A 13911-nucleotide genomic window follows, 5' to 3' on the forward strand; every position below is an offset into this window, starting at 1 on the left:
CCCGAGGTGGTCGGAGGTGCCGTGGTCAGTACACGTCGCGCAGGTAGCGCCGGTCGGCGGCGAGCGCCTGCACGTACGTCTCGGCGCTGTGCGGGGCGAGGCGGCCGTGCTCGGCGACGACCCCCACCAGCGCGTCGTGGACGTCGGGAGCCATGCGGTCGGCGTCACCGCACACGCAGAACATCGCGCCACGCTGCAACCAGCGGAACAGCTCGGCGCCGTGTTCGCGCATCCGGTCCTGGACGTAGACCTTCTCGGCCTGGTCACGGGAGAAGGCGACGTCGAGCCGCGTGAGCACGCCGTCAGCGCGCAACTCGTCGAGTTCGTCGCGGTAGTAGAAGTCGGTGGCCTCGTGTTGCTCGCCGAAGAACAGCCAGTTGGGACCGTCGTGTCCGCGGGCGCGGCGGTCCTGCAGGAACGCCCGGAACGGGGCGATGCCGGTCCCCGGCCCCACCATGATCAGGGGGGTCGAGGGGTCGGTCGGTGGGCGGAACGAGGACGACCGACGGACGAACACCCGGACGTCGTCGTCGGCGTGGTCCGCCAGGTACGTCGAGCAGACGCCGCGCCGTGGGGTGCCGTGCACGTTGTACCGCACCGCCGACACGGTCAGGTGGATCTCGTCGGGGTGCTGTCGCGGGCTCGACGAGATCGAGTAGAGCCGCGGACGCAGGGGTGTCAGCACGTCGAGCCATTCGTCGGCGGTGGCCCGCACCGGATGGTCGGCCAGCAGGTCGACCGACTGCCGACCCCACGCCCACTCGTCGAACGCGCCGCGGTTCTCCGGCAGCATCATCGCCTCGAGGTCGACGTCCCCGGTGCGCGTGATGACGAACCGCATCAGGTCGGGGGTGACCTTGGCGATCTCGAGGCGGTCACGGAGCGCGTCGCGCAGGGTGATCGACCCGACCGCGGGCACGTCGACGGTGGTGCCGCCGTCCAGGCCGGTGTGCTCCAGCCACTCCCCGACCAGAGACTCGCTGTTGCGGGGCCACACACCGAGCGCGTCGCCCGTCTCGTAGGTCAGGGTGTCGGCCGGGATCGCCACCCCGACGGTGCGGACGTCCTTCTGAGAACCCGGGAGGGTGAGCCGATGGTTGCGGGTCAGTGACGACACGAGAGGCCGTGTCCGGTCGTAGCGGACCGCGGTGGGCCCGGGTGCGCGCGTGTCCGCGACGGTGGGCTCGGTGGGTGGGCCGGACCCGATCGCCTCGACGACCGCGTCGAGCCACCGTGCCGCGTGTTCTTCGTACTCGGGTTCGCAGTCGACGCGATCGGTCAGTCTCACCGCCCCGAGATCGGCGAGCCGGCTGTCGAGGCGGCGCCCGTGGCCGCAGAAATCGGCGTAGGTCGAGTCGCCCAGCGCCAGCACCGCATACCGCAGGCCGGAGAGATCGAGGTCGACGTCTACGAGTTCCGACCAGAAGGCCGCACCGTTGTCAGGCGCGTCGCCGTCCCCCGTCGTCGAGCTGACCACGACGACCGTCCCGAGACCGGGGAGATCACGGGGTGTCATCGCGTCCATCGGGCGGGTCACGACGCTCGTGCCCGCCGCGGTCAGTCGGGTCGCCACCGTCTCGACGACCTCCTCGGCGGTGCCGGTCTGCGAGGCCCACAGCACCGTGACGGCCGATGCCGCGTCGTCGGCGGGTGCAGGCGAACCGACGACCGTGCGCGACCACATCCCCGCGAGGACGCCGTCGACGCGTGCGCGGACCGACGGTCGCAGTGGCGCGGAGGCCGGGACGATCGGGACCTCTCCGGGTGAGACAGGGCGGGCGTCCAGACCGCTGACGAACCCGGCGAGCCAGTCGGCCTCGAGCGCGGTGGGTGTCTCGACCCGGTGGGTGTCGGCCACGCCGAGCGCGACGGCGAGGTCGCCCGTCCGGGTCGCGGTCGTGTCCTCCGCCCGTGCCGTCGCGACCCGGGTCAGCCGCACGGCGCACGCCTTGAACTCGGGCTGGCGGGAGTCGGGGTCGACCGCATCGTTGGTGACGGCGTTGACCGCGATGTCGGGGGCGAACCGGTCCGCGAAGTGGAAGGGGACGAAGCACGAACCGGGCAGCACCCGGTCGGTCACGACCGCCGGCAGGACGGAACGGCCACGGCGCGAGGCGATCTCGAGCGAGTCGCCGTCGGCCACACCGAGCGACGCCGCATCGTCGGGATGGACCTCGACGAACGGTGCGGGGTTCAGCCGCCGCAGTTTCTCGACGCGTCCGGTCTTCGTCATCGTGTGCCACTGGTGCGATAACCGTCCGGTGTTGAGGACGAAGGGGTGGTCGTCGTCGGGCATCTCGGCGGGATCGACGGCCGGTCGCGTGAGGAAACGAGCCCGACCGGACGGCGTCGGGAACGTGGGCCGGCCGCCGTCGGCGGCGACGTAGCGGACGGGGTGTCGCCGGTGCGGGTCGTCGGGCGGGCAGGGCCACTGGATCGGGCCGTCCGCGAGGCGGCCGTAGCTGATCCCGCGCAGATCCCACCCGGTCCGGGGATTGTGGAACCGCCGGATCTCGTCGAACACGCCCTCGGCGTCGTCGTAGGTGAAGTGCTCGCCGAAGCCGAGCCCGCCGGCGATCTCGGCGACGATCCGCCAGTCCGGCAGCGCTTCGCCCGGTGGCGGCGCCGCGGGCCGGCACAGGGTCACCGACCGTTCGGAGTTCACCATCACGCCGTGGGTCTCGGACCACATGGCGGCCGGGAGGACGATGTCGGCGTACTCGGTGGTCTCGGTGTCGCCGTAGACGTCCTGCACGACGACGAGGTCGGCGTTGCGGAGGGCGTCGATCACCGTCGCGCGGTTCGCGACGCTGGCGACGGGGTTGGTGCAGATGATCCAGGCGGCGCGGATGTCGCCGGCGGCCATCCGCTCGAACATGTCGACGGTGCCACCGCCGACGTCGGTCGAGATGGTCCCCCGCGGTACGCCCCACAGGTCCTCGACGTGCGCGCGGTCGCCGTCGTCGAGGACCGACCGCTGCCCCGGGAGTCCCGGACCCATGTAGCCCATCTCGCGTCCGCCCATGGCGTTCGGCTGTCCGGTGAGCGAGAACGGACCGCTACCCGTGCGGCAGATGGCGCCGGTCGCGAGGTGCAGGTTGCACAGGGCGTTGGTGTTCCACGTGCCGTGGGTGGACTGGTTGAGCCCCATCGTCCACAGGCTCATCCAGTCGTCGGCCTCACCGATCCACGTGGCCGCGGTCCGCAGGTCGGACTCGTCGATGCCGCATTCCCGCGCGACGGTCGCGGGTGGGTACGCGTCCAGCGACGCGACGAGGTCGTCCCACCCGTCGGTCGACGAGGCGACGAACTCGTCGTCGACGTGGCCGTCGGCGACCAGCAGGTGCAGGAGACCGTTGAGCAGCCACAGGTCCGAGCCGGGCCGGACCTGCAAGTGGAGGTCGGCTTTGTCCGCGGTGGCGGTGCGTCGGGGATCGACGACGATGACCTTCGCGCCCGCGCGCGACCGGTCGAGCATGCGCAGGTGCAGGATCGGGTGGCAGTCGGCCATGTTCGACCCGATGACGAGGAAGACGTCGGCGTGGTCGATGTCGTCGTAGGACCCGGGGGGACCGTCGGCGCCGAGCGACTGTTTGTAGCCGGTGCCCGCGCTGGCCATGCACAGTCGCGAGTTCGACTCGATGGCGTTGGTGCCCAGGAATCCCTTGACCAGTTTCGTCGCCAGATACTGCGCCTCGGTGGTCATCTGCCCCGACACGTACAGCGCGACGGCGTCGGGGCCGTGCTGGTCGATGATCGCGCGGAGTCGGGCCGCGGTCTCCCGGATCGCGTCGGCAGCGGGTGCGGGATGCGCGGGCCCACCCCTCTCGGGTCGGACCAGCGCCGTGGTCAGGCGGCCCGGAGCGGCGAGCATCTCCGCGGTGGTGGCGCCTTTCGTGCACAACCGGCCGCGATTGGCCGTGTGATCGCGGTCGCCGGACACGGACAGGACCCCGGTGGAGCCGTCGTCGCGGACGCCGGGCTGCAGGACGATGCCGCACCCGACACCGCAGTAGCCGCACACCGATCGCACGCCGCTCCCCGCCACCATGGCCCCACTGTCGCGGCAGACGCGATCGGTGCGGTTGCCGTGCTGTGTGGCAGGGGTGACTTTCTGCTCACGGTGAGCCGAAGGGAACGGTGAGGCCGCAGGCGGTGCGCCGACCTGCACGTGGTCGCGGGCTGGTAGAAATCGGCAGGTGAGCGAACACGCCTTCGGGCTGAGGACGCGGGCGATCCACGCGGGGGCCCGCGTCGATCCGACGACCGGTGCCCGGGCCGTCCCGATCTACCAGACCGCCAGTTACGTCTTCAGCGACGCCGACGACGCGGGTGACCTCTTCGCCCTCCAGAAGTACGGCAACGTGTACTCCCGGATCGGGAACCCGACGGTGGCGGCGTTCGAAGAACGCATCGCCAGCCTCGACGGCGGCATCGGGGCCGTGGCGACGGCGAGCGGACTGTCGGCGGAATTCGCCGTCTTCGCCACCCTCTGCGAGAGCGGCGACCACATCGTCGCCGCGGCCGGCCTCTACGGCGGCACGGTGACCCAGCTCGACGTCACCCTGCGTCGCTTCGGGATCCAGACCACGTTCGTCCCCGGGACGGACCCCGCCGACTACGCGGCCGCGATCACCGATCGCACCAAGCTGGTCTACGCCGAGGTGATCGGCAACCCGTCGGGAGACATCGCCGACCTCGAGGGGCTCGCGGCGGTCGCGCACGAGCACGGGCTCCCGTTCGTCGTCGACGCGACGATGGCCACGCCGTGGCTCTGCCGGCCGATCGAGTTCGGTGCCGACGTCGTCGTGCACTCCGCGACCAAGTTCCTCGGAGGCCACGGCACCACGCTCGGCGGCGTCGTCGTCGAATCCGGCCGATTCGACTGGGGCAACGGCCGATTCCCGGCGATGACCGAGCCCGTCGCCTCCTACGGCGGACTGAGCTGGTGGGGCAACTTCGGCGAGTACGGCTTCCTCACCAAGGTCCGCAGCGAGCAGGTCCGCGACCTCGGGGCGAGCCTGTCACCCACCTCGGCGTTCCAGCTGCTGCAGGGCATCGAGACGTTGCCGCAGCGGATGGACGCCCATGTCGCCAACGCACAGGCGGTCGCCGAGTGGCTCGACGCCGACCCGCGCACCGCATCGGTCGCCTACGCCGGGTTGCCCGGCCACCCGCATCACGAGCGCGCCGCGCGCTACCTGCCCAAGGGGCCCGGAGCGGTGTTCGCCTTCCGGGTGCGCGGCGGTCGTCGCGCCGGGCAGGCACTCGTCGAGAACGTCCGTCTGGCGAGCCATGTCGCGAACATCGGCGACGTGCGCACCCTGGTGATCCACCCGGGCAGCACCACCCATCGGCAGCTCACCCCCGAGCAGTTGGAGGCCGCCGGTGTGCCCGACGACCTCGTCCGCATCAGCGTCGGTATCGAGGACCTGGAGGACATCCTGTGGGATCTCGACCAGGCGCTGACCGTCGCCACCGAGGAGGTCGACAGTGACCGCTGAGACGCAGACACGCACCTGGCAGGGCCCGTCGGCGGCCCGTCGACGCGAGATCCTGCTGCGCACCAGGACCATCGCCATCGTCGGGGCCTCCGCGAACCCGGCCCGCGCCAGCTACTTCGTCAACCGCTACCTGACGTCGACCTCGGACTACACCGTGTGGTTGGTGAACCCGACGATCGACGAGGTCGACGGGACGCCGGTGTACCCGAGCCTCGCCGACCTGCCGGGCGTCCCCGACATGGTCGACGTCTTCCGGCGACATGACGACCTGCCCTCGGTGCTCGACGACACGCTGGCCGTCGGTGCGCAGACCCTCTGGTTGCAGCTGGGTCTCTGGCACGAGGACGTCGCACGTCGCGCCGAGGAGGCCGGACTCGACGTCGTCATGGACCGGTGCGTGAAGATCGAGCACGCCCGCTTCCACGGGGGTCTCCACCTCGCCGGCTTCGACACCGGAGTCATCGACTCGCGGCGACGCAGCGGCCTCTGACGACGCTGTAGTCCCTGTTCACGGGCGCGTCGACCGGTGCTCGTCGGGTGCGATGACACGATGGACGGTGTGAGCGACGACGACACACCCCGGTACCTGCCCATCGCCGACCATGGGGTGATCGGCGATCTCCGTACGGCGGCACTCGTCGGCACCACGGGGCGCATCGATTGGTTCTGCTGTCCGCGGTTCGACTCGCCGAGCGTGTTCGGGTCGCTGCTGGACGCGTCGAAGGGCGGTTCGTGGGACGTGTCGATGGTCGACGGTCTGGTGTCGACGAGGCAGTTCTACCTGCCCGATTCCAACGTCCTCGTCACCCGGTTCATGAGCGAGGACGGCGTCGCCGAGGTGCAGGACCTCATGCCCCTGGCGCAACCGCGAGATCCCGAGCATCGCACCCGCATCGTCCGGCGGATCGAATGCGTGCGCGGGCGGGTCACGATGGCCATGCGCCTCGATCCGGCGTTCGACTACGGCCGGGCCGACCACACCGCGTCGGGGGTCGACGACACCCACATCACGCTCACCGGTGGCGACCTGACGTTGCACCTCGCCGCCGACGTCCCGCTCGAGGTCGACGGCGGCGTCGTCGCCGCCCAGGTCCGACTCGGCGTCGGTGAGGCCGCCACGTTCACCCTCGGCGTCGACGAGATCCCGGACGACGAGGTCGATTCCGAGGCGTCGGAGCACATCATCCACGGGACGGTGCGGTTCTGGCAGGCGTGGCTGGGCCAGTCGAACTACCGCGGCCGGTGGCGTGAGATGGTGCACCGCTCGGCCCTCGCGCTCAAGCTTATGACGCACGAGCCGACGGGAGCCATCGTCGCGTCGGTCACCACCGCGCTGCCCGAGGAGATCGGTGGCGAACGCAACTGGGACTACCGCTACGTCTGGATCCGTGATGCGGCCTTCTCCCTGTACGGGCTCCTGCGTCTCGGGTTCAACGACGAGGCCGCCGCGTTCATGGGCTGGCTGACACGACGTTTCAGCGCCGGCGGCGGCGCCGACGGACGGCCGTTGCGCCTGATGTACACCATCGACGGGGAGGCACCGCCGGACGAGAAGCCGCTCGAGCACTGGGAGGGCTACCGCGGGTCGACCCCGGTCAACATCGGCAACGGTGCGACCAACCAGATGCAGCTCGACATCTACGGCGAACTCATCGACTCGGTCTACCTGTTCAACAAGTACGGGCCGGGCATCTCGTGGAACTCGTGGCATCAGTTGTGCGAGGTCATGTCCTGGCTCGTCGACAACTGGGACCAGTCCGACGAGAGCATCTGGGAGGTGCGGTCGGAGTCGCAGAACTTCGTGTACTCGCGGCTGATGTGCTGGGTCGCGTTCGAGCGCATGATCCGGATGAGCCGCCAACGCGGGCTGCCCGGTGACGTCGGCACCTGGATGAAGACCCGCGACGCGATCTTCGATCAGATCATGGTCAAGGGGTGGAACGAGGAGCGTGAATCCTTCACGCAGACATTCGAATCCGACCGCCTCGACGCATCGCTCCTGTTGATCCCCGCCGTGAAGCTGCTCTCCCCCACCGATCCTCGGTTCCTGTCGACGCTGAAGGCCATCGAGGGGCAACTGGTGAGCGACTCGCTGGTGTTCCGGTACGACTCGAGCGATCACGACGACGGGTTGAGTGGCACCGAGGGGACGTTCTCACTCTGCTCGTTCTGGTACGTCGAGGCACTCACCCGCGTCGGCCGCCGCGCCGATGCACGCCTGGCGATGGAGAAGATGTTCACCCACGCCAACCACCTCGGTCTCTACGCCGAGCAGGTGGGCCTCACCGGTGAGCAGCTGGGGAACTTCCCGCAGGCCTTCACCCACCTGGCCCTCATCAGCGCCGCCTACAACCTCGACCGCGAACTCGGCGACTGAGCGGCGCGGACGGATCTGCGTGATCCTGGTGTGCATGACACGAGACGACGTGACCCGCACCATCGCCGCCCGCCGCGTGGAACTCGGACTGACATGGCAGTCGTTGGCCGACGCGATCGACAAGCCCGTCGTGTGGACCACCGCGGCGTTGCTGGGACAGCACCCCATCCCGCGACCGGAGGCCGAGGTGCTGCTCGAGAAGCTCGGTCTGTCCACGGATCTCGTCCCGATCCTCGGGGCGGTCCCGGTCCGTGGCACCGACCGCGACGTGGTGAGCAAGGACCCGACGATCTACCGGCTCTACGAGGCGCTGGCCGTGTACGGACCCGCGCTGAAGGAACTGATCCACGAACAGTTCGGCGACGGCATCATGAGCGCCATCAACTTCAGCGTCGACATCGACAAGAAGCCGCACCCGTCGGGTGACCGCGTCGTCATCACCCTCGACGGGAAGTTCCTGCCCTACGACTGGGTCTCGGCCGACTGACATCCGACACGCACGGCCCGCGCCGTCTGTTGGGCGCCCGGGACCACCTGTTGGGCACCCGGAGCAGTCGAATGGGTGGCTAGGCCGTCCGCGCGGTTCCTACCGCCCAACGAACGGGTCCTACCGCCCAACGAACGGGTCCTACCGCCCGCCGAACGGGACCGGGGTCACTTCCCGGTGACGAACCAGCCGATCGGCGCCGCGAGTTGATCGGCCGCACCCGGCCCCATCGAGCCGGCGGGGTACGACTGCACCGACGGCGGGTTCTCCAGCAGGGGCTGCGCGACCTCCCAGACGTGCGCCAGACCGTCGGGGCGGGTGAACAGCGACCGGTCACCGTCGAGGACGTCGTTGAGCAGGCGCGAGTACGGCGACAGGGCGCCGCCGTTGTCGGAGTCGACGGTGTCGAGCGGCAGGTCGAGGTGCGCGACCGCGAGGTCCTCGCCGGGACCCGGCTCCTTCACGGTGACGGTGATGTCGATGCTGCCGTCACCGGACAGGTCGAAGGTGAGCGCCGCCCCGCCCTGGGGGATGTGGGTGATGGGACCGTCCTCGGGTCGCCGGAACACCAGCGTGACGCGCTGCGCCGAGACGCCCATCTTCTTCCCCGTGCGCAGGACGAACGGGACGTCGCGCCAGCGGTCGGTGTCGACCCAGAGCCGCGCGGCAACGAACGTGTCCGTCGTCGAATCGTCGTCGATGCCCTCGGTCTCGCGGTACCCGTGGAACTGGCCGAGGACCACCTCGGACGGGTCGATCGGACGGAACGCGGCGATCACGGACTCGCGCGCCGATTGCAGGTCGTCCGCGCCGAGACTCAGCGGCGGCTCCATCGCCACCTCGGCGGCCACCTGGAACAGGTGTGTGACCACCATGTCGAGGACGGCACCGGTCGCGTCGTAGAACTCCGCGCGGTCGTCGATGTCGAGCGTCTCGGGCACGTCGATCTGCACCTGCTCGACGTGCTCGCGGTTCCAGAGACCGGCGAACATGCCGTTGGCGAACCGCAGGATGTGCAGGTTCTGGGTGCTCTCCTTGCCCAGGAAGTGGTCGATCCGATAGACCTGCGACTCGTCGAAGACGGCGTGGACGGCCTCGTCGAGTTCGGTGAAGGTCTTCTGCGAGGTGCCGAACGGCTTCTCGTAGACGACCCGCGAACCCTCGGCGAGTCCGTGCTCGCCCAGGGCCTTCGTGTAGTCGGTGAAGGTGCTGGGCGGCAACGCGATGTAGTGGACCAGCTGGACGTCGTCGCCGCTCAGGTCGTCGTCGTTGCGGATCTCCTCGACGACGTCGGGGAGCTGCCCCGGGTCGTCCACGGTGAAGCCGTGGCCCGCGAAGCGCAGGTTGGCCGCGAAGGCGTCCCACGAGTCGTCGACGCCGTCGCCGAACTCCTCCAGCGCCGACCGGACGTGGTCGCGGAACTCGTCGTCGGTACGTTCACCGCGGCCGTTGCCGACGAGACGCCACTGCTCGGGCAGCAGCCCGCGGCGCTCGAGTTCGTAGAACGCGGGCAGCACCATCCGCTTGGCGAGATCACCGGTGGCGCCGAACAACACGAAGACCGTGGGGGTGTCGGGCATGGTTCCACCTTGCCAGATGCGAGGGTCAGTCGACGGCCGTGAGCGAGAAGACCGGTATGACGCGGTCGGTGCGTTGTTCGTACAGCCGGAAGTTGGGCCAGGTGTCGAGGAGGTCCTGCCACGCCGCGGAGCGTTCGGCGTCGGCGAGTTCCCGCCACCGCACGCGGATCGGGGTCCCGCCGCGGACGATCTCGGCGGTGTCGGTGGCACGCAGGTTGTGCACCCAGGCGGGCATCTTCGGGTTGCCGAAGTACGAGCCGGCGATGAGCCAGTCACCGTCGCGCGGTACGCACAGCAGAGGCGTCGACCGGACGACGCCGGACTTGCGGCCGGGTACCCGCAGGGTCAGGTTGGGCAGCCCGGCGATGTCGAGGACGGAGACCTTCCCGTTCGAGATCCGTTGCAGCCGAACGTCGGTCTTCTCGATGACGGGCAGGAGCTTCGGCATCCAACCGACCGCCCCGATGCGGACGGCGAGCGGTGTCAGCAGACCCATGGTGATCCCTTCGGTGCGAGCCCAGGGGTATGACGCTACGCGGGAGTGGGTCAGCGCAGGGCTGCCAGGTTGTCGACGGAGCGGCGGACGTCGCCCTCGATGACCCTCGCGACCATGCGACCGACGGGACCGCTGAGGAGACCGCCCGACAACTCGGCGGCGACACGGAACCGTGAGCCGTCACCGTCCGCGGACACCGTGAGGTCGAGGGTGATCCGGACCCCGCCCCGACCGCTGCCCTCGAGTCCGATGCGGGTGGGCTCGTCGTATCGCGTGACCCGCCAGGAGATGGTGTTGCGGAAACCCTTGACCTTGATGAGCGACTTCACGCTCGTGCCGACGGTGATCTCGTCGGGGACGTCGGACTTCCAGCCGCCGAAGATGGTCAGCCACTCGTCGAACCGCCGGAGATCCGAGGCCAGCGACCACGCCGTGGCCGGGTCGACCTCACTGCGGACCGTCACGTCCAGATCTGCCACCGCTGCTCCTCTGCTCGACCGACGACGCTACCGGGAGTACCCCCGGCGCCCCGGGTCACACGGGGTTGTGACGAGTGACACGGGTAGCCTGAGCCCGCTGCGTCGCGCCCCGCGTGCGACCTCTCGAACCCGAACCGGAAGGTGTCGTCATGACCGAGCTCGACCCGTTCTACGAGGACGTGCAGGCCCACTACGACCTGTCCAACGACTTCTTCGACCTGTTCCTCGACCCCTCCCGCATGTACAGCTGCGCGTACTTCGAGGAGGACGACTACACCCTCGAACAGGCCCAGTACGCCAAGATCGACCTCTCCCTAGGCAAGCTCGGCCTGGAACCGGGCATGCGTCTGCTCGACATCGGCTGCGGATGGGGCACCACCATCAAGCGGGCGATGGAGCGCTACGACGTCGACGTCATCGGACTGACGTTGAGCAAGAACCAGTACGAGCTCGTCAACGAGTCGCTGGCCGCGGCCACCCCCGCCGGCCGCACCGCCGAGGTCCGTCTGCAGGGGTGGGAGGAGTTCGACGAGCCCGTCGACCGCATCGTCAGCATCGGCGCGTTCGAGCACTTCCGCGCCGAGCGCTACCCGGCGTTCTTCGAGAAGACCTACGGCATCCTGCCCGACGACGGCGTGATGCTCCTGCACACGATCGTCGCGTTCAACCGCCACGTGATCCGCGAGAAGGGCCTGCCGATCACCCGCGACGTCCTGGCCTTCGCGCGGTTCATCGCCAACGAGATCTTCCCCGGCGGGCAGTTGCCCGAGCCGCACGACGTCGAGCGGGAGAGCACCCGCGTCGGGTTCACCGTGGAGCGCATCCAACCGTTGCAGCAGCACTACGCGCGCACCCTCGACACGTGGGCCGCGTCGCTGAAGGAGCGTGAGGACGACGCGGTCCGGATCGCGAACCGCGACGTATTCGACACCTACATGAAGTACCTCACCGGCTGCGCCGACTACTTCCGCAACGGTTACATCGACGTCATGCAGTTCACGTTGCAGAAGTGACGCTCACGCGCTGAGCACCCGCAGCATCTTCTCGACCGTCGCCGGCCAGCCGAACGTCTCGGCGCGCTCGCGTGCCCGGGCCCGGGCGTCGGCGAGGTCGAGAACGGTGCGCACCCCTGCTGTGAACGCCGCTGCGGTGTTCGGGGTGATCGCCCCGCAGTCGGCGGTGACGATCTCGGCGACCGCGGAGGTCCGGGAGGCGACCACGGGTGTGCCCGCGGCCAACGACTCCAGCGCCGAGAGGCAGAACGTCTCGTGCGGACCCGGTGCCATGGCCACGTCGGCGGCGGCGAGGAGGTCCGCCACCTCGTCGCGGGTCTGCAGGAACCCGGTGAACTCGACCGGCAGTCCTGCGGCCCGACGGACCAGGGCGGGGCGGCGCGGACCGTCACCGGCGATCACCAGGCGCGCCGCCACACCGGCCTCCAAAAGACCGGCGCAGGCGTCGATGCTGCGCTCGACGTGCTTCTCCACCGACAACCGCCCGCAGTGCACCAGGAGCTGTCCCCCGCCGTCGCGCCACCGCCCGCCGCCCGCGGAGTCACGTCGCCGGGGATGGAAGAGGTCGAGGTCGACGCCGAGCGGGACGCGGTAGACGTTGCGGGCCCCGATGCGATCGAACTCGGCGCGGGCGAACTCCGTGGTGCACACCACCGCGTCGTGTCCCGCGGCGGACCGTGCGTTCGCGACGTCCGCGGCGGCACGCGCCCAGGCACGCGGCATCGCCTGCGCGAGAAGCCGATCGAGACGCTCGTGCGAGATCATCACCGCCACGGCGCCCCGACGTCGGGCCCAGGGACCGAGCCCACGCAGCGTGAGCCGGTCGGAGACCTCGAGTGCGTCGGGCGCCAGGCCGCGCAGGATGTCGGTCACCCGACGCGGGTCGGCGACCCGGTACCCGCCCGTCCACGGGATGGACGGTGCGGCGACGGTGATCCGGTGCACCCCGGACGGGAGCATCTCCTCGTCGGCGCGGTGCCCCGGCACGACGAGCGAGACCTGATGTCCCCGTTGCACGTAGCCGTGGCCGAGCTGGTCGACGGCGGTGCGCAGCCCGCCCGACCGCGGCCCGTAGAAGTTGGCGACCTGCACGATGCGCACGTCCGCAGTGTGGCGCCCTCCCGCCGCCGTCAGATGTCCGTCAGGTGGCCGGGATCGCAACACCGCCACAACTGTCGGACCGTCGATGGTGATGTGGCACAACTCATTCCTGAGAAGACGATGTGTAACACGGGCGAAACGGTGAAATGCGGCATGCGTGGCTAGCCTTGGAAGGCATGAAACCGATCGGGGATCCAGAAGCAGTGGTCTCGTGGGTGCTCGCCGCCATGGCGGGCCTGGTGGGAGCGGCGGCGTTCATCCAGACCACCGGCTACTTCGTGACCTTCATGACAGGAAACGCCGAGCGCGCCGCCCTCGGCTATCTCGTGGGACGACCGGCCATGGCGACGGCCGCGATCCTCATCACCGTCACGTTCGTCGCCGGTGTCGTGGTCGCGTCACTGCTGCGGCGACACCTGTGGGTGAACCACCCGCACGGCGCGACGATGCTCACGACCATCAGCCTCGCCATCGCGACAGGCGTGGACTTCGTCACCGCCGGCTTCGACGCCCCGGCGGTCACCTTCATCCCGATCCTGTTCGTGGCGTTCGGGATCGGTGCGTTGAACACGTCGTTCTGCGATGACAAGAAGGGCGAGGTGTCCGTCCCCCTGAGCTACGTGACCGGCACCCTGGTGAAGCTCGGGCAGGGCATCGAGCGACACATCAGCGGCGGTCAGGCGAAGGAGTGGAACGGCTACTTCCTCCTGTGGCTGGCGTTCGTCGTCGGCGGTGTGCTGGGCGGGATCGTCAGCCTCGTCATCACCGGTGGCCAGATGCTGTTGGTGGCCACCGTGATCTGCGGTGGTGTCGCGCTGTACACCTACCGGCTCGACGAGCGCGCAGGCATCCTCGGGTGAGAGCCGCAGTGACG

11 protein-coding genes are annotated in these 13911 nt (G+C 69.6%); 6 read left to right on the forward strand and 5 right to left on the reverse strand.

Features of this window, described 5'->3' with window-relative positions; genetic code table 11:
* Positions 1-25: 25 nt before the first annotated feature.
* On the reverse strand, positions 26-4051 hold the full coding sequence (locus tag Q1A98_RS09640; RefSeq protein ID WP_299572508.1) for a bifunctional nitrate reductase/sulfite reductase flavoprotein subunit alpha: 4026 nt from the start codon (positions 4049-4051) through the stop codon (positions 26-28).
* A 148-nt stretch (positions 4052-4199) separates the two neighbouring features.
* On the opposite strand from Q1A98_RS09640, the gene Q1A98_RS09645 reads away from it, so the two are divergent.
* From Q1A98_RS09645 to cynS, 4 genes are all read left to right on the forward strand, one after another.
* Positions 4200-5504 carry an O-acetylhomoserine aminocarboxypropyltransferase/cysteine synthase family protein gene (locus tag Q1A98_RS09645; RefSeq protein ID WP_299572511.1) on the forward strand — a complete coding sequence of 435 codons (1305 nt, stop codon included), beginning with the start codon at positions 4200-4202 and terminating at the stop codon, positions 5502-5504.
* A complete protein-coding gene (locus tag Q1A98_RS09650) occupies positions 5494-5994 on the forward strand; it encodes a CoA-binding protein (RefSeq protein WP_299572514.1) in 501 nt (166 codons plus the stop codon). The genes Q1A98_RS09645 and Q1A98_RS09650 overlap by 11 nt, the downstream gene beginning before the upstream one ends.
* 69 nt (positions 5995-6063) lie before the next feature.
* Positions 6064-7881 carry a glycoside hydrolase family 15 protein gene (locus Q1A98_RS09655; RefSeq protein WP_299572517.1) on the forward strand — a complete coding sequence of 606 codons (1818 nt, stop codon included), beginning with the start codon at positions 6064-6066 and terminating at the stop codon, positions 7879-7881.
* A gap of 34 nt (positions 7882-7915) precedes the next feature.
* Positions 7916-8368: a cyanase gene (cynS, locus tag Q1A98_RS09660; protein ID WP_299572520.1), complete on the forward strand. Its 453-nt coding sequence runs from the start codon at positions 7916-7918 to the stop codon at positions 8366-8368.
* A 167-nt stretch (positions 8369-8535) separates the two neighbouring features.
* Here cynS and Q1A98_RS09665 read toward each other — a convergent pair whose 3' ends face one another.
* The 3 genes from Q1A98_RS09665 to Q1A98_RS09675 are packed head-to-tail and all read right to left on the reverse strand — an operon-like array spanning position 8536 to position 10923.
* Positions 8536-9948, reverse strand: coding sequence for a glucose-6-phosphate dehydrogenase (NADP(+)) (locus Q1A98_RS09665; RefSeq protein ID WP_299572523.1), 1413 nt, complete (start codon positions 9946-9948; stop codon positions 8536-8538).
* 25 nt (positions 9949-9973) lie between these two features.
* Positions 9974-10444 (reverse strand): nitroreductase family deazaflavin-dependent oxidoreductase, encoded by a 471-nt coding sequence (locus tag Q1A98_RS09670; RefSeq protein WP_299572525.1) that lies wholly within the window; start codon positions 10442-10444, stop codon positions 9974-9976.
* Positions 10445-10494: 50 nt separating this feature from the next.
* On the reverse strand, positions 10495-10923 hold the full coding sequence (locus Q1A98_RS09675) for an SRPBCC family protein (RefSeq protein WP_299572528.1): 429 nt from the start codon (positions 10921-10923) through the stop codon (positions 10495-10497).
* A 149-nt stretch (positions 10924-11072) separates the two neighbouring features.
* Here Q1A98_RS09675 and Q1A98_RS09680 point away from each other — a divergent pair, with 149 nt between their 5' ends.
* Positions 11073-11936, forward strand: a complete 864-nt coding sequence (locus tag Q1A98_RS09680) for a cyclopropane mycolic acid synthase family methyltransferase (RefSeq protein ID WP_299572530.1) — start codon at positions 11073-11075, stop codon at positions 11934-11936.
* 3 nt (positions 11937-11939) lie between these two features.
* On the opposite strand, the gene Q1A98_RS09685 is transcribed toward Q1A98_RS09680, so the two are convergent.
* Positions 11940-13037 carry a glycosyltransferase gene (locus Q1A98_RS09685; protein WP_299572533.1) on the reverse strand — a complete coding sequence of 366 codons (1098 nt, stop codon included), beginning with the start codon at positions 13035-13037 and terminating at the stop codon, positions 11940-11942.
* Positions 13038-13213: 176 nt separating this feature from the next.
* On the opposite strand from Q1A98_RS09685, the gene Q1A98_RS09690 reads away from it, so the two are divergent.
* Positions 13214-13897: a YoaK family protein gene (locus Q1A98_RS09690; protein WP_299572536.1), complete on the forward strand. Its 684-nt coding sequence runs from the start codon at positions 13214-13216 to the stop codon at positions 13895-13897.
* Positions 13898-13911: the final 14 nt, after the last annotated feature.

Source organism: uncultured Williamsia sp., from assembly GCF_947494875.1.
Taxonomy (GTDB): Bacteria; Actinomycetota; Actinomycetes; order Mycobacteriales; family Mycobacteriaceae; genus Williamsia_A.

What these genes read in the sequence shown, in the direction of transcription:
- Q1A98_RS09640 (WP_299572508.1), bottom strand. Translation starts at nt 4,051, where the DNA reads ATGGTGGCGGGGAGCGGCGTGCGATCGGTGTGCGGCTACTGCGGTGTC.
- cynS (WP_299572520.1), top strand. Translation starts at nt 7,916, where the DNA reads ATGACACGAGACGACGTGACCCGCACCATCGCCGCCCGCCGCGTGGAA.
- Q1A98_RS09670 (WP_299572525.1), bottom strand. Translation starts at nt 10,444, where the DNA reads ATGGGTCTGCTGACACCGCTCGCCGTCCGCATCGGGGCGGTCGGTTGG.
- Q1A98_RS09680 (WP_299572530.1), top strand. Translation starts at nt 11,073, where the DNA reads ATGACCGAGCTCGACCCGTTCTACGAGGACGTGCAGGCCCACTACGAC.
- Q1A98_RS09690 (WP_299572536.1), top strand. Translation starts at nt 13,214, where the DNA reads ATGAAACCGATCGGGGATCCAGAAGCAGTGGTCTCGTGGGTGCTCGCC.
- Q1A98_RS09665 (WP_299572523.1), bottom strand. Translation starts at nt 9,948, where the DNA reads ATGCCCGACACCCCCACGGTCTTCGTGTTGTTCGGCGCCACCGGTGAT.